Here is a 22,290-nt window from a genome sequence, read left to right as displayed (position 1 = left end):
CCCGCTCGGCCAGCCCCAATCACGACTCCGTGCACGTCTGGGGCTGTCGCAGCCTGCAGCCCCTCATCCGTCGCGGCAGAGGGATCGGCCCCCTCCGACCCGTCGATTGGCGCCACGGCCCCACAATCGGCGAAAATGCCCAAGCGGCGGCCCGAGGCTGGTCGCCAGCCGGCAGCCCGCTGTCGTCCTCACCTGCGTCCCTTTGTGCATTCCCGGCTGCCCGCCGTCCTTGCCACGGCCTGTGCCGCTTCTTCCGGATCTACCTTGAACACCACGACTCCCGCACCCCCGCCCACCGACGACCTGCCCCTGACCGACCGCCTGCGCGCCGCGCTGGACCTGCTGGAGGCGATCGAGGCCGACCGCAGCGTGCTCGACGCGTTGCCCGAGGCCGACCGCGTGCGCCTGCACCAGGTGGTGGCCAAGGTCTATCACCCCGAGCCGAAGGCGCGCCGGCAGCTGCTCAAGCAGCGCGAGCGCGAGCGGCATCAGGAGAAAGTGCGTAAGGCAGAGGCGCTGCTCGAACAGCGTGGTATCCGTGCGTTGCGGCGCAAGCCGGTGTTCAGCACACCGAACGTCTTCCCGCCGCACGCCGCTGGCCTACACGACGCCCACAACGGCGAGAACGCATCCGAGACGCCGGAGCCGATGCATTCGCCCGAGCTGCGTCACTGCTATGTGTGCAAGCAGAAGTTCACCCAGCTGCATCACTTCTACGATCAGATGTGCCCGGCCTGTGCCGAACTCAATTTCTTCAAGCGCACCGAAACCGCCGATCTGCGCGGCCGCGTGGCGTTGCTCACCGGCGGGCGGGTCAAGATCGGATATCAGGCCGGCTTAAAGTTGTTGCGCGCCGGTGCCGAGCTCATCGTCACCACGCGTTTCCCGCGCGATTCGGCCGCGCGCTACGCGGAAGAACCGGATTTTGCGCAGTGGGGTCATCGCCTGCAGGTATTCGGCCTGGATCTGCGCCACACGCCCAGCGTCGAGGCGTTCTGCAGCCAGTTGCTGGCCACACGCGAGCGGCTGGATTTCATCATCAACAACGCCTGCCAGACCGTGCGCCGCCCGCCGCAGTTCTACGCGCACATGATGGCCAACGAAACCGCCGCACTGGATGCACTGCCGGACACCGTCCAAAAGCTCGTTGGCCATTACGAAGGCCTGCGCACGCCCGAGCTGTTGCGCGAAGCCTCGGCTACCGCGCTACCGGCCGTGCACGGACGCGGCCTGGCGGATGCCGATGGCCTCACCCGCGCCGCCGAGCTGTCGCAGGTGGCGCTGCTGGACGACGAACTGGTCGGGCAGGAGCACCTGTTCCCGGAAGGCCGTCTCGATCAGGATCTGCAGCAGGTCGATCTGCGCGGCCGCAACTCCTGGCGCCTGCTGATGGCCGAAGTACCGTCGGTCGAGCTGCTGGAAACGCAACTGGTCAACGCCATCGCGCCTTTTATCATCAACGCGCGACTCAAACCGCTGATGCTGCGCACGCCCGAGCGCGACAAACACATCGTCAATGTCTCGGCGATGGAGGGGCAGTTCTACCGCAACTTCAAGACCACCCGTCACCCGCATACCAACATGGCCAAGGCCGCGTTGAACATGATGACGCGCACCTCGGCGGCCGATTATCAAAACGACGGCATCCACATGAATAGCGTGGACACTGGTTGGGTCACTGATGAAGATCCGGCCGACATCGCCGCGCTCAAGGTGCAGCAGGAACGCTTCCACCCGCCGCTGGACATCGTCGACGGCGCCGCCCGCATCGTCGACCCGATCATCCACGGCGCCAACACCGGCGAGCATGTGTGGGGGCAGTTTTTGAAGGATTACGCGCCGACGGATTGGTGAGGGGTGATACTGGGCCACGCATCCAGGACAGATGCGCGGCCCATGCTCGCAATACGTATGCGCCACACGTGGCAGTGATCAGCACGCAGGGTGACGTGGTGCATCAGCGCCGACGCGACGGCTCGCATCCCACGCCATCATGGTCGCGATCCAGATGTGGGCCATATCCTGGATCGCCACGCCGCACCGGTGCAGCACCAGCTGCGCGTGCTTCTGCGCAATTGCGGAAGACCGCCCCGGTCCATGGGGTCCACTGGGACCGATCAAGCGGCTCGGCCGCGGCCGTCGGTTTGCGTTCGCCACTGGCCGAGCGATGACAGTGGTATCCACCGTTCTTGCGATCGTTGTGGCAGCCCTGCTTGTTCAATCCACCCGGATGCGCGACAGCCGCAGGGGTTACCCAGGCAATTGCGGCGATACACATCGCCAGCACTAACGGGCGTGAGGGGATTCGATCAAGCATTCGTAAATTGCCACGGCCAATCGTGCAGCGCTTGTGCTGCACCTGTTTTAGAGTGGCTAACAAAAGGTAGCGAGCAGTTATCAGGTGGGTGTGGACGGCGCGCAGGAACCGGAGTGTACGAGTGGTACATGCCGATTCCGAGCACCGGCCGCGCCCGCCTGGCGGATGCACAGTCGTTTTGTTAGCTGCTCTTATTTCTGCTGCGCCGATGTGCTGCAATTTACTTGCAGTCTTTTGCAACCGGCGCAACATCCACCGGACTGACCTGACCGTTCGCATCCACACGATTGACGGCCAGCGTGCAAACCGAGCTCCGAAAATCCAGGTTCAAGGCCACCTCGTAATCTGCGCCAGGTTCAGGAATAAACGTAGAAGCAAGCAATGCGCCGCAGCTCCAGCCAATGTGGTACCCAGGCGACTGACTCCAATGCGCCGGCGAGCTCGCACCCGCCTCCACAACGACCGGCTTACCAGGCTCGATCGTGTATTCCTTGTAGAACGGCTTGGAACCGATCATCTTCCGGTCGCGCAGATGGCGCGTATTTTCTGTCTCCGGGATGCCAATCGACTCATTCTTCACCGAGCCCATCAACGACCCGAAAGCGCTTTTCAGCGAACCGGATGCGCGCACCTTCTCGCCATATTGGGCCGTGCACACCGCATCCTTGTACAGCACGATACCAACACCATTTTGACCAAACATCCGGATGCGCGCGCCGGTACCATCGGTGGGCGAGGACGCAGGCTCAGCAGCCATGGTGGGCACCGTAGACACCAGAGACAAGGCCAGCAATCGAGTCAATTTGTTCAACGCATTCTCCACGATCGCAATCCAGCGATTCCATTGAGCTGGTGATAGCGGCGCGACCTGACAGTTCTTGATAACAGACGACGCCCTGATATGGAAAGTGCGCAACAGCGCACGAACAGGCATGCTGATCCGCGCCAAGCGCCAGGAGTTCCACGCTGCGACTCCCGCTCACCCGGTTGCCAACACCGCTGGCATGATGACGCGTGGATGTTTACCGCTGACGCAAAGGACGCCCGGATGTCACAACACGCTATTGAGGAGTTGGTCGAGCGCTGCATCCATTTGGTCGATCGCAGCACCTTGCGTCGCGCGCACAAGGCAGCGCTCATGCGTAGCCTGCTTCGGCTGCAGGCGCGCTACGACACCGGCCTGACCTGGTTCCGGCTGCACACCGAGTTACTGCGTCATGGCGTGCTGGTGCGCACAGCGGCCGAGGAGATCGACGACGTGAACTTGCGCGCGCAGGCCTTGGCCGCCGAGGCGCCGGGTTGGCTCGAAGATGCACAGGGCGAGGTCTATCTGGAGTCGCAAGACCAGGCACGCGTGGTTTACCGCCAACCAGACATCGGCCAAACGCTGCCGCTGGCAACTGTGTTCGGTGATCTTTTGATGCTCGCCGATCAAGCCGATGACAGCGCGTTGTTCGCCGACTGCTACGGGCTGTTGGTCAACGGCTGGCTGGACGAGACCTTCGACGCTGCCGACGGCATCGCCTCCACCCTGGACGGCCTGCTCGCTTCCGACACGCTGCGCGCTATCCGTGCGCTGGCTGCACACCGCGGGCTCAAGCCTCGGCGTGGCGCGCCCGAAGACCTGGCCCTGCCGCGGCCGGGCGACAACGCTGTACTCGGCGAGCTCGATCGCGTGATCGGCCTGCGTTTCTTCCTGCAACCCAAACGCACACCAACAGCGCTGCGCGCAGCGCGCGACAAGGCCCAGCGTCAGCAGGCACGTGTCCGCGGGTTGCTCCCGCTGCTAGTCGAACAACGCCTGGGCGCACCGCTGCAAACCGCTGGCTGGTCGCCCGTGCCAGTTGAACAGGAGCATCGCTGGCAATGGATCCGCGACCGTGGTGGCAGCCGTCAGTGTCTGTGGACCATCTATGAACCGGATCTGGGTGAGCTGATCGTCCAGGTGGGGATGCAGCATGCACGTCTGCTGGCCTGGCAGCAGCGTGCGGCGACCACGCAGCTGCACGATCTGCATTTTGTTGATACCGCAACAGCCTTCATGGGCAAGGAAATCCTGGACAGCGCGGACGTGGGCGCCTATGGCGGATGGGTGCTGAAACAGGCCCACAGCGACGCGGCGCTAAGCGCCGGGCTGGACCGCCTGGCGGCTGCGCTGCCCCACCTGGATGCGCGGTATTTCGGCCTCATTGACGAACAACTAGATGACCCCTGGTTCCAGCAGTCCGCCGATACTTGGCTGCAACGGATGGAAGGCGACCAAAACGGTGTGGTTCCGCCTGAGGTGTTGTTCGCCAGCCCCGAGAGCGTGCTGCTGGCGTTCGCGTTCTACCACCTGGAGTGCGATGAACAGCCACGCGCGCAGGCAATGGTCGAACAGTTGCGCGCACGGCAAACCGAACGCAGCCAGCGAAGTGTCTGGTATCGCCTGGTGCTGGCGCCGTTTTTTCAGCAATGGGAACAAGGGCTGCGCAACCTGCCGATGCCACCGGTACTGCACCCGCCGCTGCTCGCTCACCTGTGCGCACAAGACAGCGCCTGATTGCAACGCTGCGGCACGTCTGCGGGTGCGCAGGCGAGTGAAACCATGCAGAGCGATCCATCCATCACCAACGTGAGCACATCGGCGCGGCGCATCAAGCACGGCGACGCATGCTGCCGCTTGGTCAGCTTACAAGCTCTGCAGCGCGCAGGCGTTTTGCACAGCGGATCAATACCGCAGCGCCTCCGCCGTGGGTGCAACCGGCGCAAACCGCGCATTGCTGAAGTCATGCAGCAGCCGAACCACCTGCTCGCCGTCCTCCGGATAGCGCCGAAAATCGCTTTTGCACAGCCGATACAGGCAGCCGCCACGCGCGAACACCAGGTCGCCACCGTCCCAATCGGCCCAGTCGGTGCCGGGCAAGTCCGCCAGCACGGCACCATCGCGATCCAGCACGCGGTGATCCAGCGCATACCACGCATAGTTCTGACGCCCCACGGCATGCAGCCGCGATTGCAGCCGACGCCCGCCACTGCCGCCCTTCTCCCACACGCGCGGGCGCGTGAAGCGGTAGAGCACCCCGCTCCGCAGGCCGCCCCGCTCCACCTCACCGGCGTCGATCACACGCCAACCATCGCGCTGCCGCAGCACGCTGTCGATCGGCTCGTCTTCGCCACCGCCAGACCATTGCCCGAATGGCCGTACCGTCATCGTGTGCTTCAGCTGAAAGCCTGTCGGTAGCGGAAAAGGCTCGCGACCTTCCTGCGGGCGATGATTCAGCAGCAACGTCTGCTCATCTTCGAACGCACCGCCGCCGCCCCAGGCATCGCCCTTGGGCCAAAGCGCCAACGCCGTCAGAAACGGCGGGCGCGACAATGCCGTCCAGGTGCCGAAATCGCCTTTGTGCTTGCCCGCGAAATACACCAGCAACCGCCCCGACGGCGACAGATCGCAACGCCGCTCGTAGATGCGGCCCTTGAACCATTGCCCGTGCTCGAAGGTGTCGGAGGCGCGATCCCAGCGGATGAGCTGCACCTGCTTGCTGGGCCCACGCCGAAAGATCACGCCGGTGCGCGCCTCTCGCGCCAACAGCGCGTAGAGCCGTGTGCGCGAAGCCAGGCGATCCTGATGGTGGGATGTCGAGTCCATGCGAGTGCCTCCGTGCTGCCTATCCTACGCAACCGTGCGACACCTGCGCCGCCCCTGCCCCACCCGCGGCCAGGGATCGCCCAGGGTTCCAGCGCAACACAGCACCTGCAGCGGCCGCCTGGTCGACATCCCCACCCGCGCCCGCAGCTGATGCGGCAAAGCCTTGTCGCGCGTTTAGCATTGCTGCGTGCATCCTTGCTCGCAGACGCCTCGCCCCGTCGCCAGACGCAAGGAACCGCTTCTGATCACGCTCTCACGCCGCAAGCTTCTCGAGGCCGGCCTCATGGCCCTGGCCACCTCCACATTGCTCGGTGCCTGCACACCACAGGACACCGCCCTGCAGACACGCTGGACCCAGTGGCAGGCGAAATGGCGCTGGATGGAAGCCATCGCCCGCAAGCGCGACTGGCAGGTGACGCCGCTGCTGATCGCCCCGCCTGCGACCGAACGTCAGCTGCTGTCGCTCGAACGCCGTCACCACCTGCCGATCCCGACACAGCTGCGTCGCGTGCTGCGCGAGCTGTCGGCAGAGGTGAGCTTCGGCTGGTACGTGCCCTCGCACCTGCGCGCGATGGAGCAGCAAGACCTGCCGTCCATGAGCTGCAACCGCGACGCGGTGTGGAGCCTGACCCACATCGACACGATGGCCCTGCCCGTGTTTTTGGACTGGAAGCAGGAGCTCGCCAATCGAGACCTGTCCGAAGCACCCAACAGCCCCGCACTGTGGGAACACCAGTTCGCTTTCTACACCCTCGTCAATGGCGACTGGCTGACCATCGACACCACGCACCCGGATCCCACCAGGCAACCGGTGCGCTATTTTTCGCACGAGCTGGAAATGCTGCACGGCCTGGCGCTGGCCCCGGATTTCTTCAGCTTCATCACCCAGATGTCGGCGTTAGGCATGGCCGGCACCGAATGGGCCTCGTGGATGCGCTTCGGCAATGGCCAGAAAAACGACACCTTCTACCTGGATGCCGGCGGCGAGGGCGCCAAGGCGTGGCTTGCCTGGCTTGAGCGCGACCCCGCACAGCCCGACAACGACACACCGCCAGTGCCGGTAGTGGAGCGCAGTGCGGCCGATCGCGCATTGCTGGACGCAGCACGCGCCAATTCGCTCGTCGGTATCGAGGCGGCATTGCTGGCAGGCGCCGTGCCCGATTGCACGCCGGACAGCGACTGGCTGAGCGAGCACATCGCGTCCGATCAGGAATTTTCCACCGCCATCAACTACGCCACCCGGCACGACAACACAGCCATGATCGCGCGCCTGCTCACGGCCGGCGCAACGCTCAATACACGGTTGCTACCGCTCAATACGGCGGTCAAACACAGCACGCTGGCCACCGTGCGCTGGCTCATCGCCCACGGCGCACGCGTCAACGGCTGGACCAATCAGCGCTATTGGCCGCTGCACGATCTGGTGGTCACCCGCGGGCCCATCGCCGCAATGACCCGCGCCCAATACCGTCAGCACCTGATCGACAGCATCAGCATCGGCAGCCTCGACTCGCTGGATGCCATGATCGCCCACGCCAAGGATGCACAGACCCGCGAGCGCTATCGCGCCGCCAAGCATGCCCTGCAGCAAGCCAGCAAGGAGGCGGTGAAAGACGTCGACAGAAAGCTGCGCAACCACCTCAGCCTGCAGGACTATCTGGACATGCTGGAAGCACTGCTGGATGCCGGCGCCGACCCCGACGCACGCTGGGACAACGGCACCACCATGCTCGACTGGGGCGGCGTCGCCACTGCACGCGTGCTGCTGGCGCACGGCGCCGATCCCAACGCGCGCGACATCCACGGCACCACTCCGCTGCACACCGCCAGCACCGGCGAGAAAGTGCGTGTACTGGTTGCCGGCGGCGCCGACATCAACGCGCAGGCCATCGCACAGAAGCCCGACGACTCGCTGCACTACACTCCGCTGCAATCGGCCTTGCTGTCCCACACGCTAGACGCCGATAGCCCCATCACCGCGCTGCTGGAACTGGGTGCGGACGCCACCCGCATTGCAGCCGATGGGCGTTCGTCGCTGGCCTATTGTTTCCAGCCAGACCTGGTCCGCCTGATCATGGCCAAGGGGCTGGACCCGCTCGCCCTGCAACCGGGACAGCAAACCCTGTTGCACAACCTCACCTCCCATCACTGGTTACCGCGCCACACGTTTCCAAGGGAAGTGACCTTTCTGGATTTTCTGCTGAGCCTGGGCATCGACATCAACGCCCGCGATGCGCGGGGCCGCACCCTGCTGCACTACGCCGCCGAACAGGAAAGCAATGACGAAAGCGCGCCCAATTACGCGCTCTTGGTGGCCAGGGGTGCCGACAAGACCATCAAAGACAACGACGGCAAGCGCGCCGTCGATCTATTTGCCGCCTCGTTGCAGACGGTGCGGGCGGCATTGCGGTGATGTGCATCAAGGGTGATGGCAATGTACATCGCTCGATAACCTCAGGGACGCCACAGCAGACGCATGGACAGGAAAAACAAGATCTCCCTTCTGACAATGACATGCCTTGCATCTACGGTATTTTTCACCGCCATCTGCCTCGCGCAGCCGCCTGACGGCGCGCCCGAACCCGCAGCGATCGTGGACCACCCCGCAGCAAGCGTCGCTCTTGTGCCCGGCGAATACATCACCGAAAAGGGATGGGGGCATCTGCGACTGACCAGGCACAAGCAATCGCTACGGTTTTCTTTGGAAAGCACTAACGGCCAAGCCATGTGCTTTCTAGAAGGCGTGATCGATGGAAGCCAAGGCATCGCCACAAGCGAGATGGGTCCCACGGATTGCAAAGTGCAGTTTGCGGGCAACGCCGAAGGTATCGACGTGACCACCACCACGCCGGTCGAATGCAAGTCTTTGTGCGGCTATAACGGCGGTTTCGAAGCCCCCTACCTGCGGGCCATAGCCGGCTGCAGCGGCAACTCCCTAGCGCGCACGCGCACGGCATTTCAGCAGCATTACGACCGCAAGGACTACAAGACGGAATTGGCCACCTTGTCCCCGGTACTGGCGCAATGTGCGCCGACGCTGGAATGGGAAGAAGAGGGAGATATCCGCAATGATCTGGCAATCACCCAGTACAAGAACGCGCTCTATGCGCAGTGTCTGGAGACCTTGAATGCCTACGCGGAAGACGCAGCGACAGAAGACGAAGCGGTGATGGAGAACTGGCCACCGATCCTTGCGGACCGCTATCTGGCAATCGTGCGCGCAGCGCGAACCAATCTTGCGCTATGCAGGAAAGGGCTCACCAGGCAAAAGAACTAAAGCATTAAATTCAACCGGTATTACTTCGAGCGCGGCTCAACTCTTCGTAATACCAAAATCCCCATGGCGCAATCTCACGTCTGGCGTCCGCAGATCCGACCACGGCTTATCCTTCCTGCGATACGTTCTGAAACTCGATAGGTGCTTGATAGCCCGGATACTTCTTCTTGATCAGGATGCGATCGGATGGCGTGACACAGCTATCTTCCAGGGAATTGGCCACATGCGTCTCGTCCACGAAGAAATCTTCATAAGGCAACGGCAGCACGGATGTCTCTCCGTCGCGATCGAACTTCAGCAACAGGCTGTCATCGCGCTCGAAGCACAGCGTCTTCCAAGGGAAATCGGTCAGCTTACCGGCTTCCACCACAGCCGAATCCTTGCCTGCCAGCAGCGTCACAACATGCTCGGAAAACTGTTTGTTTGAGATTGGCGGCTCGGTCATGGCGCATCCTGCAAAGGTGGCAACGACCACTGCGGCCGATGCCGAAACGTAAGAACGGAAGATAGCGAATGGCATACGGCGCGGCTCCTTCCTGCGGTAGAGCGATGTTTTACCAGAAGCGCAAGGCGCGCGCATCTTGGCGGTAGTCGCGATCCTTCCACCTAACAAACTCCAGACCCAGGCTACTAGAAGATTCATTGACATTCTTCTCAGGAAACTACATTAAATTTGAGTAGTCACCGATCTGATTACAAATCTCTGAGGGTGGATCATCCATCTTGACGACTCTTCGCAATCCTTTATCGGACTTTCTTTTAGGATCCACGACATGGTAGACAAGATAGAACTCTTGTCGACTTTCCCAGAGGCTAAACGTCGACATTTCGGAGAATCGAAAAACTCGTCCATTCGAATCAGTTGCCTCAAAGCTACATTCAGCATATGCACCGAATCCACAACTGGCCTCCAGATGGCGCAGCCCCTTTCGCCCACCGAGATCAAAGCGATAAGACCGGCCGTTCTCGTCTTCGACAATCTGTGGCGTCACTCGCAGCGCCCGAGGTGCGCTTATGCGCTCCCAGTCCAGGACCTCTGAACACAGCGAGGGGCCGGACGGCTTATCCATACCAATTTGAGCGAACCTGTAAGTGCAACCGGTTGTAGCGAGCAACCAGAGCACGGCGTACGTCAGTGAATTTTTCACCAGCTTCTCATCCTCCGTCGCACTCAGTGAAAGCCGATACCGACGACATGAAATATCTCAGCGGGCTATTGTTGGCCCTGTCTGGATAGCAGATTGCTGCGACTGCTCAAGCCCCTGCTGCTGTTCACGCGCCTGGGCCTGAGTCTGGTTGATTGCCTGCAGGCGGTCGAACGATTGCGCCTCTGGCGCCTGCACGGCGTCCACCGTCGGCATATGTGCGCGCTGGTGTGCCGGGTCGTTGAGAGCACCCTGGACGATGAAGACCTTTTCGCCGCCGGCCAACTGCGGTGTCGGGTTATTGAGCACGACATGATCCACCCGCGACAGTCCTTCCCCTTTTGCCAACGCAAGCAGGCTGGCGGTCATGCGTTGGCTCGATGCATCCCACTGCCTGTCATGCTGGGCGTCTAGCTGCGTCACGCCACCCTTGATCTGCTGGTAAAGCGGGTGGTCCGCATGGCCTGGCTGTGAGGGCAACAACGCGGTCTTCGGTGATGCCGGATGTGACTCAGATCCAAGTCCACCCTGCTTCACATCAGAAGTAGTGATGTCGCCAACGGCTCCGGGCTCCGGTCGCCCCTGTTTAAGCTTCCAGGGGACGATGTGTTTGTCGTAGTAATCGCCATAATATTGCTCGTATGTCTTACTTGGAGCGACCGAAGGTTGTTCCGTCTTGAAGACCTGGGCAATCTGGTTCAGTGCAGCATCGCGTGTGATGCGACCTGCCATTTGCTGATCTGCAATTGCCTCGTACTGCTGCGGCCTCGTGCCGCTCCCAGAAATACCGATATCCGGCCCCTGATGATTCAGAATCTCACGTCGGACTACTGCGTTACTGAGCGTTGCAGCTGCTTCGCCGCGAAGCATGTTGTTCACATAAGCTTGCTTGGAAGAATAATCTTTAGGCTCGGTGAACCCATGGTGTCCAATCTCGTGTGATAGTGATCTAGCGATTCGTTCACCTTTGCCAGTTGCGTTCTGATCAATCACTACTCTCTTACCTGGTTCCAGGTAGGTGCCTCCACCCGCGCCACCCCAATCAACGCCTATGCCATCGCGCTTGAACTGGGAAAGGCCCGCTTGGAGTGTAGGCGAAGAGTTAATTAAAGGCGCTAATGCTGGATCCTTCAGCGGAGAAGCCGGTAGCGCGCCACTGGATGGTGCACCTACCTGTCGCGGCTGTGGAAATTTTTCTTCTTCGTTACTTTCCATCACGCATTTCCCTTGCTTGATTGATCAAACTTTATCTCAAAGTTTGTTGATCGAAATATAGCTTAGGTGTGACTGATCTTCCGTCAGACCAAAAATGACTTTAGTGCCGTTAACTGTCATCTCCCAATACGCCCTGGAATCTCGCGCATCTGGACGAGGTGGGTAAGGAATAGCGTCTACCCAGGGAGACTCCATAAAACCCGGACCAGGTGGCGAGAAATCGATAACCAACTTTCCACGCGATGGATCATTTATTGCATTGATGAACTCAACATGCTGCACCCTTTCACCTGCCAGCACGCCTTGCTCGCTTACCCGAAGCTCTCTTTCTCCATCTAAGTGCCGTGGTCCAAATTGAGCTTGGAGCTGAGTACTGACGGCGGCGACATCCTGGAAGTCGGTTGCTATCAAACGATCGACGTCTTGTTTAAGGCGTTCCGTCACGTCTTTTCTCCTAGTTTCAGCGGAGGGCTTTGCAGCCGCTATGGCTAACTGATCGCGTGGAGTGCTCGGGGCACACCCCGCATGAAAGGTGCATAGTGCCAGCAGCGCAATTGATAACAACGTTGCCTGAGGGAAGGCATTACGTCCTTGGTTAACTCGCCGGCCATGGGATTTCCCAACGTGAAGGGCCATCTCCCTTATCCTGCACTAAGAATAGCGCTGAAATTTAACACGTTGATGACCTCGGATCAGGCGGCGGCAGCAATTACTTCACGTGGTTCTTCGTTTGCAAGATCGGCTAGCGGCGGACAGGATTCAGCTGAATGCGGCGGGCGGCGCTAACCGACGCGCCCTAAGGTGCTTTGCAGGCACCTCCACCGGCGGCAACACCTCCATCAGCAGCTGCCCTTCGCTGGCAGTGATGCGCAGCTTGGTGCCGATAGCAAAGCCCAGTTGCTCCAGCCATAGGCCGCTGAGGCGGACGTGGGGCACGTGCTGGTCGCCGGCGTGGTCGCCGGCGTGGTCGTGGGCACCTGGGTAATGGGCGTAGCTGACGGTGCGCTGGCGTGGGCGGCGAGCGCGGCGGGGCGCGCGTAGCGTGCCGGGGCCTTGCGGGGAGGCGTCCGGGTCGGGCGGTAGCAGCGGCGGCAGCTTGGTGCGGTCGGGTTCCACAACGCCCCACTGCACCCGCTTGGGTGGCGCTGGGCGCGCACGTTGACGGCTGGGCCGTGCGGTGGCGGACGCGTTGGGTGGGCGGCGACGTGTCATGGCGCCTCCGGGTAGCGAGTGTTGGGATGGGTGCAGTAACGCACTGCTGCAACGCCACGTCGATGCGTGCGGACAGGCGGCGCAAGGCCTGCGACAACACACCGGGTTGGCTGAGCAACTGCCGCGCGGGATCGTCGTTGTCCTGCTCAATAGCCGCGCGTGCGGCCAGCCGGCGTAACACCTCGCTTGCTTCGCACAGCACGACGTGAGCGGAGGCTGGCAACAGATAACCCGGCACCGATGCCGGCATGGATGGTCGGTAGACATGGCAACGCACTCCTGGAACAACCCAAGAACCGCCGCCAACGGCGACGGGATGTCGGGAGGTTCGAAACCGCTAAGAGCCGGCGGGCGTATTTCCCTTGCGGGTGTTGTATTTGCCGCCCTCCCGACGCAGGCATCGCATCGGTTGTACCTGCGGGATGCAGGCACAAAAAACCCATCGGTTTGACGGAGGTGGGTACCGCTGTGTGAGGAGTTTCGACGCTCCTTGATTTGGAGATTGCAGCGCACGGATCGCGATGTCAACCGTGGTCATCTGTTGTTAGAAGGCAGATCCGAAAGGCAGCGACACACGACCTGTGTGATCAAATATTTGAGATCACAGGCCCGCTATGCACCGGACGCACTACGAAAGAAATTTCGTGCCGTCCCATCATTTCCACCTGGCTGTGTAGAGCAGACACCTTTAATCTTGCCGTATCACTCAACGATGGCAGGCGTCATGGAAAGTAGCGGCGTAGCACCGGTCGTGCCCTTGACTTTCAAGGCATTAGAAGAGCGCCTCAGCGCGCTACCGGAGTTTCCAACAGATAGCGCCAGCCCAAGCCGCCTCCTCCACGGCGCCGCCATCGTTATGGCGTTGGCAATCGCTTCGACGCTGATTGCATCATTCCTCAGCTTCACAAGTGTTCCGCCTCAGTTGCTAGTAAAGGTAGCAACCGCAGGCCTCCGGGTTGCTTTAGTGGCATTGGGTGTCCTGATGCTGCTTGGCATCTATGGGATTGTGAGTGATCTACGTCGATGGACATTAGATCAAGCAATGCGCACTGATCATCAGCTAGAGCAATTTATGCAGGAGGTGACTTGGCTGCAAGGGTATCCGGCAGCAACCCTGCAAATCATGCTGGATCACGCCCGCTACAGCCATACACGCCGTGCGGGCCGCATTGCGCTATTGGCTGGAAGCATCGACAAGCTAGGACTTCTGCCGGTTGCGGTGTCGCTCTTTTTGGTTCTTCGCGCTGGTGGCAATCCTTTAGCAATGTCCCCATTGACAGCAATGCTGGGTATTTTCCTGCTGTTCTTCTGGATGATCTGCTGGGTTGCCACATCGGCTAGGGGTAAGCTGCAGACCTATGAATACTTGCTCGAGATGGCGTTAAAGGGCAAAGAGAAAGACGTAACAGCAGCTGATGCATAGATTGGGGTCAGACATGGTCAGGTTAGTCCGCCTCCGTAACTTCATAGCTCCGCTACCCCGCAGGGGGCATACTTGCAACCGGTCTACACATGGATAACCATCCGTGTGATTGCGGTGGAGCTGTAAAATCATGCAAACGAATCCTCGCGCCAACCTTAGTTCTCTAGCACTGCTAGTAGCCGCTAGTCTCTTCTTCATACCAGGATGCTCTGCCATGCAGCAAGACTCACGGCCCGGCTTTAATAGTCAGCAGTCTGCCTCCAAGGCGAGGCAAGAGCTTCAGGCCGCTAATCCTATCGGGTCACCGCTTACGACTGCGCAGAAGAACCTTGAGGATCTTGGATTTCACTGCCAAGCGTTGAGCTCTCCCGGCGCAGGTTACAAAGCATCGATGGTGTGTACGCTTGCCTCTGTCGTGAAAGAGGCGCAGCCATCGGTGACGGCGCCAGCTGTGCCGGTTACCTGGATGGTCGGCTTTCATTCTGCTGACGGAATCCACTTGAGTACGCTGGTGGTGAATCGGGCTCCGCAGGATATTGGAGAATAAGTTATGGATGAGCAGAAGAAGGCAACAATTTTCGTGGGGGCAAGCGAGGTTGCTGGTGACCGCCGCCATCTTTACCTGCTCTTTCAGAAATCCGATGGCAGCCAGACTGTAGTACGTGGAGGACCCGACACCAGAGCCGAGGGAAATGACCTGGAAAATTTTGCCGAGAGCACGGTTCTTGGCTCGGAGAAGTTTGGGCACATCATTGTCCAAGCGGCGCCTTACGTTGCGCCTTATGAAGTTGGGTACCGACTAAAGCAGGACGGGAACTACGAGCGAGTTCCCTTGAATCAGCTGGATCCTTCCGACCCTGGCATTGCACGGGACGTAAGAGGCGACGTCGTGAAAGAGACGATCGCCGCTCCAGACTGGCCAGCACCGGGCGAGCGTCACGAGCGTATCGTTGCCTGGAGTGGCTCTGACCAGGAACTAGCCGCAAAGCTCGAGTCCGCCGTCAAGGCTGGCGAGCAGATCAATCACGCACAACTGGAATATTCCCCGCTGCACAACAACAGCAACGGTGTTGTCAGCAACTTGCTCAAAGCCAGCGGCGTTCAACCTGTTCTGCCGAAGAACGCACAAGGCGAGACAGTCAACGCCCCGGATTTTGGGGAAGACCTTTATCAAGACGTCGGCGCGGCATCGGTACGCAGTGGCTACAGGTTTGACGGCAAGCAGTGGTTCGATGCAGACGATCGTAGAATCGCGCCTCCTACGAGTGGGCAGCCATTGGTACCTCAGGATCCGGCCGCGCCGTCGCGTGGATCATCGGATGGTTTCAAGCTCAGCGCGCAGGCTCCATCGCCTAGCGATCCCATGTTTGCTCAAATCCAGGATGGTGTACATCGGATCGATCATTCGCTGAATCGTGTTCCCGATGCGGCAAGTGACCGTATGACCTGGAGCCTGTATGCCCTTGCCAAAGAGCAGGGACTGGAACGCGTAGACAGCGTGGTGCTTGGCGAAGCGGGTGCCCGGGCGGCCGCCGGCGAGTACGTTTTCCTGGTCCAGGGAGATCCCTCCACCTCCGTGTACCACCGTGAGCAAATGCGCACGGCAGATGCGGTGGAGAGTTCGGTTGAGCAAAGCCAAGCGCGCGTGCAGTCTGCCGAACAGACACGTGCACTCGCGATGAGTGCTGAAACTCAGGAACAGAGTCAAAAGCAAGATGCACCAAGGATGCAAGTCTGATTGGCCTGGTCATAGCAGCCTTTCGACCAGCCTAGCAGAGACAACACGTAAGTATTCAGACACTTTGCAAGTAGCTCGCTTCCGGCGTTTGAGGTTAGCTTTTGGCTTGCCGAGATGGCGGGTGCTAACGTTTCTACACGGATCCCAAACCTTGGCATGAACTTAGATATGAAAATTAGGCTCATTTTTGGGACAGCATTACTTTCGCTATCAATCTCGACTGCATCTGCAGAAGTAAGTATGCGCTCTGATTATAGAAAGAGTGATGTGCAGCCGGTCAAAGTTGCAAAGTTGGGATCCAACCTGCTCCAAATCACCTATCACATGCCGGCGGAAAGCCAATTTTATTCTCCCGGCGTTGATTTTTTAAGTGACCGCGGCATCTTGCGCATTGCCATCCGCAGATGTGGCATTAATACTAGGTGCGATGCCATGGCGAAAGCTGTCATACCACCAGCCGAGCTTTGGATGCCGAAAGTCACCGTCCCCTATGCGGGCGAAGAGGTCTTTGTGGTTTACGTGGATACAGAAGAAAAATTTTCGCCTTAATTTTAAAGTCTGTGCTAGCGGGTCAGGTCAACCTGACCGCGTTAGTCTTAGCAGTAAAATGCATAACCGCAACATTCAGTCGGTCATGCAGCTACCTATCTCACTATTCACTCAAGCCGCCAGCGTTTTGCTGCACGGCCCAATGGGAGCGTTCACTCCATGGAAATCCTCTACTCGGGTACGGACAAGATACTTTGCGATTCGCTCACTTTGATGCTCACTGAGTCTCGAATCGAGTACGAGACTAGCAGGCGCTTCTACAGAGTGCAGATAAATGATGGCGATGAAGTGCATCAGGTTTTGGTTCATTGCAGTGATTGGGACAGTGCAGCCCGACAGCTCGACATGCTTACCAGAAGAACGCAACGCAAAGAGGTACCCGCGTCAGTGAATCCTGGATCGCATCGCCAGTACGCCGCGGCGATCATGATTGCTCTTGTAATCTCTGCCGGTCTTGCCGCCACAAAGCTAATCCCTAGCGCCCCGAACCCTTGCCTATTCTTACCGCAGTCCCCGGCTCCAACCCGATAAGCGACTGGCAGGTCGTGTCGTCGACACCGGCAACGCAGCGATCAAGGTATCAGGGGCCACTCATGACCGCGAAACACAACGTCCAACGGACGCTGCGGCGGCTGTTGCTCGATCTCGGGTGTTTACACGATTGAAGGGACAGAAGAAATTAGCCAACCTGAATTTCCCCGGCAGGACAACCGCGCGGGCGACACGTCGTTGGTCTGCCCAAAGCACGCTCTACCATTGCCTGAAACCGCGGGTCACCCAAGGCGCGCTCCTGCATGAGGTGGAGGCGGATTGAATGTTCGTCTTCTTGGGCTAGACCCGCACGAAGCCATTGTGCATAGACAGACACCCGCTGGGCTGCATCGCAGCCAAGATGCAGATAGACCTCGTGCGGCATGATGAGCTGGCTCTTTGCACGCCCCATATGCGCATGCACGCTTGACCAGCGGTACTCGGTTGGCAATGCCACCATGCGGGCGCGCACCGGATTGAGTTCGATGTAGCGCAAGACCGTGAGCACATACCGTTCGGCTTGCACCAAGCAGGACTTGAACCGCCCCTGCCACAGGGCTCCGCTGCGCCGGTGCCTGACGTTGAAGGCTTGCACATATGATTGGCCGCTGAGCCGCATCGCCGAAGACACTGCGCCAGCCTTCTCCGCCGAGACCAGCAGGTGCACGTGGTTGTCCATCAGCACAAACGCATGCACCCGCACAGCAAAGCGCTCGCAGGCCACGCGTAATAGCAGTCAATAGTGATGCCGATCCTCATCGTCCAAGAAGATCGCGCACCGGTTCACGCCTCTCTGGACGACATGCATCGGAACGCCGGGCAGTTCCAGACGCGGCTGACGCGGCATGGCCGGGCCTCCTGCTCAAGAAGAAGACCTCAAGCTGACGGGAGCGACACAGACCCGCTATCAGACATCGCCGCGCGGGCCTGTACGACCGGTTCGCTTAATTACCTCCATCCCCTTTTACCCCAACGCTTACCTCGCCCTTATCGCTGAAGCTTTAGCCGACGACCTGCTCGCCAGCATCCGCCTTCATCTACAACAGCAGCGAGCTCTGGGCCACGACGCCTTCCGCGCGATGGTCGAAGCCAAGACCCACCGCTTTGCGGGCGTAAGGCCGACGCATCGGCCATGCAAGCCGAGCACCGTCAATTGATAAGTTAACCTGCCCCCGTTACTTGCTACTCAAACTTAGGGGGACATTGGGCGGATAGTGACGAAATAACTCAACATTGTCGTCTTACTGCCGATATACTGATCCTACACAGATCCTTAACGACCACGATGAAGTCAGTTTTCTTTAGTGCCGCATTACTCCCCTTCCTCATCGGCTGTGCCAGCACTCCAGGCACGCTTGTCAACGAACCATCTCCGGGCTCTCCAGCGGCTACGATCGTCAATAAGCTGAAGCACTTGAGTGGGAAGAATGAATCAACTGCTATCTTCATGGCGGACGGCCAGGAGTGCGGCGAGGGTCCCAAGAAGAATCAGCCGCCCTATCGCGCGTTATTCTGGATGAACGAATCAATGGCAGTGCAAGAACCCAAGCGCGTTACTGCGCTTAAGCCATTACGCTTCTACTATCGTGAATACGCATCTCTCGGGCGTAAATGCGAAATCGTCTTCGATACCGTTCTACTTCCAGAGCATACGTATGAGCTGCGAGGCGGATACGAGTACGACGAGGGGCCCATTCCTATCCTGACGGGTACACGCATGTGTCGATTTATCCTAGTAGACACGACCACAAAGCAATCCCCACCGATGCTGCAGCGTCAAGGTGACGGTATCTGCAGCGGAAAGCTCGGCCAGCTTTCGGAATTGCTTCAGCTGACGAATTGAGCGTCGCGTCATTAATCTTGAATGGGACAGGAGGCAGCTAAACTGTCTCGACCTCGTCACTAGGACCAATGCACGGACGGCACATCGCTTGTCCGCACTAACAGTGGTCAGGTTTACTTCCTACGCGAATTTCAGTCTATGGCGTCAGCTTTTGAGACGTCTCCTAGATATCAGCACCAACGTCTGGTTGCGAGTCTTGCGCCATGGCCAGACTCACACGCATCGACCTTCCCGGCATCCCACAGCATATCGTGCAACGGAGGAATAACCGCTTGCCGTGCTTTCTGGATGATGGCGACCGATTGCGCTACCTGCATCTGCTGCGTGAGGCCCCGCTAACGGGGTCAGGTTAACTTCCTACGCAATTTTCAGGCTACAGCCTCAGTGTTTGGGAGGGTGATAGCGTACTTATCGTCCATGAGATTACCTACTTTGATTTGTGTCGGTAAGCGACCGGCAACTCGGATTCGATCGATGCAAGCTGGGGCGGCTGGCCAAGCAGCCTGATGCTCAACTGATACTTGCCAGGTTGAATTCCTTGCGCCCATGCGAAAGCAAGCTGCGTGTAGCGACGCTCTGGAGATTCCAGACCCGCAGATTGAAGGGACGAGCTATCCACATCGTCCAGCCACACGCCTGGAACACGGCCGTCTGCACTCACAGCGATGGTCTGAGCGGGAACTCCTGGCCTCGATTCAACACGCACCAATGGCATGTTGGTTGCGCCGCTTGGTTCAAGCCGTTTCAGAACAAGCTCAGCGTGCAAGCCAGATCTGCGGAGCGCTTGAGCAGCTTCAAGAGACTTCAGAGCATCCTCGTCACCGACACGGATACCCAGGAAGAGTGTGCCAGTCGCATTTTTGCCAGGAGGCTGCACGTTGAATTCGACCACCATCGGACTGGTCATCTCCGCCAACTGCAACGGTCGTACGATGGGAACCTGCCCATTAGCCACAACGCGCGTTGGCACGTCCTGCGTTTGGGTTGTCTGTGCTTGGCAGCTTGTCAGCAGCGAGATGCCTGCGCAGACCAGAACACATAGCAGTAGTTGCCCGTATCGTTGCATGTGTATCCCTTCACTTTACGCAAGACTAGCAAGCCGCGAGTCTATGCCTCTGCTTATTTATACACCGCCAACAGCGGTCAGGTTTACTTCCTACGCAAACTTCAGGCTGCGACCTTGTCTTTCGTGAGGGTGTCCTCGCTATCAGCACCATTGCCTTGCTGCGAGTCTTGCCGGATGGCCAGACTTCCGCGTATCGACCTTCCCGACACTCCGCAGCACATCGTGCAGCGCGGTAACAACCGCTTGCCCTGCTTTCTCGATGATGGCGACCGATTGCGCTACCTGCACCTGTGGCATGAGGCCCTACATGCCACAGGCTGCCAGCTGCACGCCTATGTGTTGATGGACAACCATGTGCACTTGCTTGCCACGCCACCTGCAACGGGACGGATCGGGCAGCTGATGCAGCGGCTTGGGCGCAACTACGTGGCGCTGTTCAATGGCCGCCACGGACGCACCGGCACGCTATGGGAAGGGCGCTACAAAGCTTGTTTGGTAGACAGTGCTGACTACGTCCTTCGTTGCTATCGCTACATTGAGCTCAACCCAGTGCGCGCTCACCTGACTGACGACCCAGCGACGTATCGCTGGTCCAGTTGCCCGGCCAATTTGGGCCAGCGTAGGCACTCCGCACTGACACCACATCAGTGTTGGCTTGCGCTTGGCAGCAACTCTGTTGAGCGATCCAACGCCTACCGCGCGCTGCTCGATGAAGCCCTGTCCGACGAACTGCTCGCCAGCATCCGCATTCATCTAAAGCAGCAGCGAGTTTTGAGCCATGATGCCTTCCGCGCGATGGTCGAAGCCAAGACCCGCCGCTTTGCGGGAGTCAGGCCTGCTCATCGGCCACGGAAGCCAAGCGCTATCGATTGATAAGTGAACCTGACCCCGTTATCGTTGTCCAGATACCAGCGCTCAGACCAGCGAGGCAGTGCTTTTCATGCATTTCAAATGCCAATTAATCTCAAAATACACATGAGCCAATTTTTTTTGCGCATGATGCGGGCGCTACTGGGGAGCGGAACTGTTCCTAGATATGGTGTGGAAGTTTCAGAGAGTGAAGCGCACTTTGATGAGGAAGTGATCCTCAGCAAGCGCCAAATCGCATGCCTCCGAAAGTTGGTTAAGCTACTTGCGACTAGACTCGGTGCAAAGCGCGCCGAGGCGATAGCCTCACAAGCGAGTCAAGCATTCAGTACGAACGATGATGTGCCCATGGCGTTCGCGAGCGGCACAAACTTGGGAGCCGAGCACCCTCTTTCTATCTACGTAGATTGGAATGGGAGTAGCGAGGTCGAATGGCAGATCAACAGGATCTTCGAAGCTCTTGAGCTTCCGGACCGTTGGCGCTGGACTTCGGAAGGAGCCGATCGATCGATGTTTTCGGTGTTAAGGGCATTGGAGCAATGGCTTTATGCGCGCGGCTACCATTTGTGGCACGTTAAAACAGATGGAGACGATGCCCTCGTATTTCCGGTAGAACTTGAAGATGCGGCATTGGCTGAGCAGTTCGCGAAAGATGCCGGAATGATCTTGTTCACCCTTGCTGCCGCCGAACCGCATTACGGCACAGCCCCTGGTTCGAACCCTTAGAATGGCCGTACTAACGAGTCAGTTTCACCTCCTACACAAATTTCAGGCTGCGCCGTCAACGTTCGGAAGGGTGTCCGCATAATTAGATTATCGCAACCCACCGCGCGAGCTAACCACACTGCCCTTTGCTCGCCCCCTATAACTGCCGCACCAAAGTTTATAACTACCACTGCAAGGCCACCTAGAATCATCAAGGGGGCGATAGCTATATACTTAAGGAATCCACCTTTGTTCCTGAAATTAACTTCAAAATATTTTACGTAGTGCTTTCCGGTTAAAATTAACCAGAACATGGAAATTGAGAACGAAAAAATCGCGATACTAAATCGAATGAAGGGCGCTAGAGTCAACGAAGATACTCACTGAAGCAGGATACCTATGTCGCTGCCCATGACCTTAGCACTCGCAGCCGCCATCACCGCGGCAGTTCAAGATTCCGCCCTAACTCAGGCGTTGCTCCTACAAAGCTCCCTCGCCCTACAGGCTAACTAGCAGTCCCCGGGGAAACTTTGCTCATTGCTCTCTCCACTTACTTAGAAACCACACGCGCCACGGGTATGGGGCCAGATTCAAATATAGCCAGAAGTGGACCTAACCCTGCTACCTTTCTCGACGAACTGCTCGCCACCGTTTACATTAGCAGCCAGCCCTTGGCTATGAGGCCTTCAAAGCGATGATCGAAGCCAAGACCCGCCGCTTAGCGGGAGTCAGGCCTGCTCATCGGCCACGGAAGCCAAGCGCTACCGACTG

At 59.1% G+C, this 22,290-nt stretch carries 21 protein-coding genes, 1 other RNA gene and 1 pseudogene; 12 read left to right on the top strand and 11 right to left on the bottom strand.

What is annotated here, in order from left to right:
- The first annotated feature begins 264 nt into the window (after window positions 1-264).
- Window positions 265-1,854, top strand: coding sequence for an SDR family NAD(P)-dependent oxidoreductase (locus ABQU90_RS13475; RefSeq protein WP_115561179.1), 1,590 nt, complete (start codon window positions 265-267; stop codon window positions 1,852-1,854).
- Window positions 1,855-1,957: 103 nt separating this feature from the next.
- Here ABQU90_RS13475 and ABQU90_RS13470 read toward each other — a convergent pair whose 3' ends face one another.
- From ABQU90_RS13470 to ABQU90_RS13460, 3 genes are all read right to left on the bottom strand, one after another.
- On the bottom strand, window positions 1,958-2,278 hold the full coding sequence (locus ABQU90_RS13470; protein WP_115526966.1) for an excalibur calcium-binding domain-containing protein: 321 nt from the start codon (window positions 2,276-2,278) through the stop codon (window positions 1,958-1,960).
- Between the two features lie 93 nt (window positions 2,279-2,371).
- A non-coding RNA gene (locus ABQU90_RS13465) (sX9 sRNA) lies at window positions 2,372-2,447 on the bottom strand.
- Window positions 2,448-2,537: 90 nt separating this feature from the next.
- Window positions 2,538-3,140 (bottom strand): hypothetical protein, encoded by a 603-nt coding sequence (locus tag ABQU90_RS13460; protein ID WP_407078750.1) that lies wholly within the window; start codon window positions 3,138-3,140, stop codon window positions 2,538-2,540.
- Window positions 3,141-3,455: 315 nt separating this feature from the next.
- On the opposite strand from ABQU90_RS13460, the gene ABQU90_RS13455 reads away from it, so the two are divergent.
- A complete protein-coding gene (locus ABQU90_RS13455) occupies window positions 3,456-4,859 on the top strand; it encodes a hypothetical protein (RefSeq protein ID WP_323521480.1) in 1,404 nt (467 codons plus the stop codon).
- Between the two features lie 168 nt (window positions 4,860-5,027).
- On the opposite strand, the gene ABQU90_RS13450 is transcribed toward ABQU90_RS13455, so the two are convergent.
- Entirely contained in the window at window positions 5,028-5,948 is a 921-nt protein-coding gene (locus ABQU90_RS13450; protein WP_323521478.1) for a hypothetical protein, read from the bottom strand.
- Between the two features lie 283 nt (window positions 5,949-6,231).
- Between ABQU90_RS13450 and ABQU90_RS13445 the strand changes: the two genes are divergently transcribed.
- The gene (locus tag ABQU90_RS13445; RefSeq protein WP_323521477.1) at window positions 6,232-8,361 is read left to right on the top strand and encodes an ankyrin repeat domain-containing protein; all 2,130 of its coding nucleotides are present in this window, start codon (window positions 6,232-6,234) and stop codon (window positions 8,359-8,361) included.
- A 63-nt stretch (window positions 8,362-8,424) separates the two neighbouring features.
- Entirely contained in the window at window positions 8,425-9,225 is an 801-nt protein-coding gene (locus ABQU90_RS13440; protein WP_323521475.1) for a hypothetical protein, read from the top strand.
- A gap of 106 nt (window positions 9,226-9,331) precedes the next feature.
- Here the strand turns inward: ABQU90_RS13440 and ABQU90_RS13435 are convergent, their stop codons facing one another.
- From ABQU90_RS13435 to ABQU90_RS13415, 5 genes and pseudogenes are all read right to left on the bottom strand, one after another.
- The gene (locus ABQU90_RS13435; RefSeq protein ID WP_349780866.1) at window positions 9,332-9,868 is read right to left on the bottom strand and encodes a hypothetical protein; all 537 of its coding nucleotides are present in this window, start codon (window positions 9,866-9,868) and stop codon (window positions 9,332-9,334) included.
- Window positions 9,869-10,430: 562 nt separating this feature from the next.
- Window positions 10,431-11,585 carry an XVIPCD domain-containing protein gene (locus ABQU90_RS13430; protein ID WP_323521471.1) on the bottom strand — a complete coding sequence of 385 codons (1,155 nt, stop codon included), beginning with the start codon at window positions 11,583-11,585 and terminating at the stop codon, window positions 10,431-10,433.
- Between the two features lie 36 nt (window positions 11,586-11,621).
- Window positions 11,622-12,221 (bottom strand): hypothetical protein, encoded by a 600-nt coding sequence (locus ABQU90_RS13425; protein ID WP_323521470.1) that lies wholly within the window; start codon window positions 12,219-12,221, stop codon window positions 11,622-11,624.
- 123 nt (window positions 12,222-12,344) lie between these two features.
- Complete coding sequence (locus ABQU90_RS13420; RefSeq protein ID WP_323521468.1) at window positions 12,345-12,797, bottom strand: SymE family type I addiction module toxin; 453 nt, start codon at window positions 12,795-12,797, stop codon at window positions 12,345-12,347.
- Between the two features lie 100 nt (window positions 12,798-12,897).
- A pseudogene (locus tag ABQU90_RS13415) lies at window positions 12,898-13,047 on the bottom strand (hypothetical protein); the annotation flags it as partial.
- A 333-nt stretch (window positions 13,048-13,380) separates the two neighbouring features.
- Here ABQU90_RS13415 and ABQU90_RS13410 point away from each other — a divergent pair.
- The 4 genes from ABQU90_RS13410 to ABQU90_RS13395 all read left to right on the top strand — a co-directional run bounded on the left by ABQU90_RS13410 (window position 13,381) and on the right by ABQU90_RS13395 (window position 16,507).
- Window positions 13,381-14,220: a hypothetical protein gene (locus tag ABQU90_RS13410; RefSeq protein ID WP_323521466.1), complete on the top strand. Its 840-nt coding sequence runs from the start codon at window positions 13,381-13,383 to the stop codon at window positions 14,218-14,220.
- Between the two features lie 214 nt (window positions 14,221-14,434).
- Entirely contained in the window at window positions 14,435-14,767 is a 333-nt protein-coding gene (locus ABQU90_RS13405; protein WP_323521464.1) for a hypothetical protein, read from the top strand.
- 3 nt (window positions 14,768-14,770) lie between these two features.
- Window positions 14,771-15,958 (top strand): XVIPCD domain-containing protein, encoded by a 1,188-nt coding sequence (locus ABQU90_RS13400; RefSeq protein ID WP_323521463.1) that lies wholly within the window; start codon window positions 14,771-14,773, stop codon window positions 15,956-15,958.
- 156 nt (window positions 15,959-16,114) lie between these two features.
- Window positions 16,115-16,507 (top strand): hypothetical protein, encoded by a 393-nt coding sequence (locus tag ABQU90_RS13395; RefSeq protein ID WP_323521461.1) that lies wholly within the window; start codon window positions 16,115-16,117, stop codon window positions 16,505-16,507.
- A 679-nt stretch (window positions 16,508-17,186) separates the two neighbouring features.
- Here ABQU90_RS13395 and ABQU90_RS13390 read toward each other — a convergent pair.
- Window positions 17,187-17,774, bottom strand: a complete 588-nt coding sequence (locus tag ABQU90_RS13390) for a transposase (RefSeq protein WP_323521803.1) — start codon at window positions 17,772-17,774, stop codon at window positions 17,187-17,189.
- 109 nt (window positions 17,775-17,883) lie between these two features.
- On the opposite strand from ABQU90_RS13390, the gene ABQU90_RS13385 reads away from it, so the two are divergent.
- Window positions 17,884-18,195 (top strand): hypothetical protein, encoded by a 312-nt coding sequence (locus tag ABQU90_RS13385; protein ID WP_323521459.1) that lies wholly within the window; start codon window positions 17,884-17,886, stop codon window positions 18,193-18,195.
- Between the two features lie 128 nt (window positions 18,196-18,323).
- Window positions 18,324-18,881, top strand: coding sequence for a hypothetical protein (locus tag ABQU90_RS13380; protein WP_323521458.1), 558 nt, complete (start codon window positions 18,324-18,326; stop codon window positions 18,879-18,881).
- Window positions 18,882-19,308: 427 nt separating this feature from the next.
- Here ABQU90_RS13380 and ABQU90_RS13375 read toward each other — a convergent pair whose 3' ends face one another.
- Window positions 19,309-19,788: a hypothetical protein gene (locus ABQU90_RS13375; protein WP_323521456.1), complete on the bottom strand. Its 480-nt coding sequence runs from the start codon at window positions 19,786-19,788 to the stop codon at window positions 19,309-19,311.
- 333 nt (window positions 19,789-20,121) lie between these two features.
- On the opposite strand from ABQU90_RS13375, the gene ABQU90_RS13370 reads away from it, so the two are divergent.
- Complete coding sequence (locus ABQU90_RS13370; protein WP_323521454.1) at window positions 20,122-20,820, top strand: transposase; 699 nt, start codon at window positions 20,122-20,124, stop codon at window positions 20,818-20,820.
- A 3-nt stretch (window positions 20,821-20,823) separates the two neighbouring features.
- Entirely contained in the window at window positions 20,824-21,540 is a 717-nt protein-coding gene (locus ABQU90_RS13365) for a DUF6630 family protein (RefSeq protein ID WP_349780865.1), read from the top strand.
- Window positions 21,541-22,290: the final 750 nt, after the last annotated feature.

The sequence above is a fragment of the Xanthomonas sp. WHRI 10207 genome (assembly GCF_040202975.1).
Lineage (GTDB): Bacteria > Pseudomonadota > Gammaproteobacteria > Xanthomonadales > Xanthomonadaceae > Xanthomonas.
The sequence above is the reverse complement of the archived record's forward strand: the minus strand, read 5'-3'. Positions and strand labels throughout refer to the sequence as shown.

Coding starts and splice junctions, on each gene's coding strand:
- ABQU90_RS13470 (WP_115526966.1), bottom strand. CDS start 2,278: ATGTGTATCGCCGCAATTGCCTGGGTAACCCCTGCGGCTGTCGCGCAT.
- ABQU90_RS13455 (WP_323521480.1), top strand. CDS start 3,456: ATGCGTAGCCTGCTTCGGCTGCAGGCGCGCTACGACACCGGCCTGACC.
- ABQU90_RS13450 (WP_323521478.1), bottom strand. CDS start 5,948: ATGGACTCGACATCCCACCATCAGGATCGCCTGGCTTCGCGCACACGG.
- ABQU90_RS13445 (WP_323521477.1), top strand. CDS start 6,232: ATGGCCCTGGCCACCTCCACATTGCTCGGTGCCTGCACACCACAGGAC.
- ABQU90_RS13440 (WP_323521475.1), top strand. CDS start 8,425: ATGGACAGGAAAAACAAGATCTCCCTTCTGACAATGACATGCCTTGCA.
- ABQU90_RS13435 (WP_349780866.1), bottom strand. CDS start 9,868: ATGAATCTTCTAGTAGCCTGGGTCTGGAGTTTGTTAGGTGGAAGGATC.
- ABQU90_RS13430 (WP_323521471.1), bottom strand. CDS start 11,585: ATGGAAAGTAACGAAGAAGAAAAATTTCCACAGCCGCGACAGGTAGGT.
- ABQU90_RS13425 (WP_323521470.1), bottom strand. CDS start 12,221: ATGGCCCTTCACGTTGGGAAATCCCATGGCCGGCGAGTTAACCAAGGA.
- ABQU90_RS13420 (WP_323521468.1), bottom strand. CDS start 12,797: ATGACACGTCGCCGCCCACCCAACGCGTCCGCCACCGCACGGCCCAGC.
- ABQU90_RS13405 (WP_323521464.1), top strand. CDS start 14,435: ATGCAGCAAGACTCACGGCCCGGCTTTAATAGTCAGCAGTCTGCCTCC.
- ABQU90_RS13400 (WP_323521463.1), top strand. CDS start 14,771: ATGGATGAGCAGAAGAAGGCAACAATTTTCGTGGGGGCAAGCGAGGTT.
- ABQU90_RS13395 (WP_323521461.1), top strand. CDS start 16,115: ATGAACTTAGATATGAAAATTAGGCTCATTTTTGGGACAGCATTACTT.
- ABQU90_RS13385 (WP_323521459.1), top strand. CDS start 17,884: ATGGCCGGGCCTCCTGCTCAAGAAGAAGACCTCAAGCTGACGGGAGCG.
- ABQU90_RS13380 (WP_323521458.1), top strand. CDS start 18,324: ATGAAGTCAGTTTTCTTTAGTGCCGCATTACTCCCCTTCCTCATCGGC.
- ABQU90_RS13375 (WP_323521456.1), bottom strand. CDS start 19,788: ATGACCAGTCCGATGGTGGTCGAATTCAACGTGCAGCCTCCTGGCAAA.
- ABQU90_RS13370 (WP_323521454.1), top strand. CDS start 20,122: ATGGCCAGACTTCCGCGTATCGACCTTCCCGACACTCCGCAGCACATC.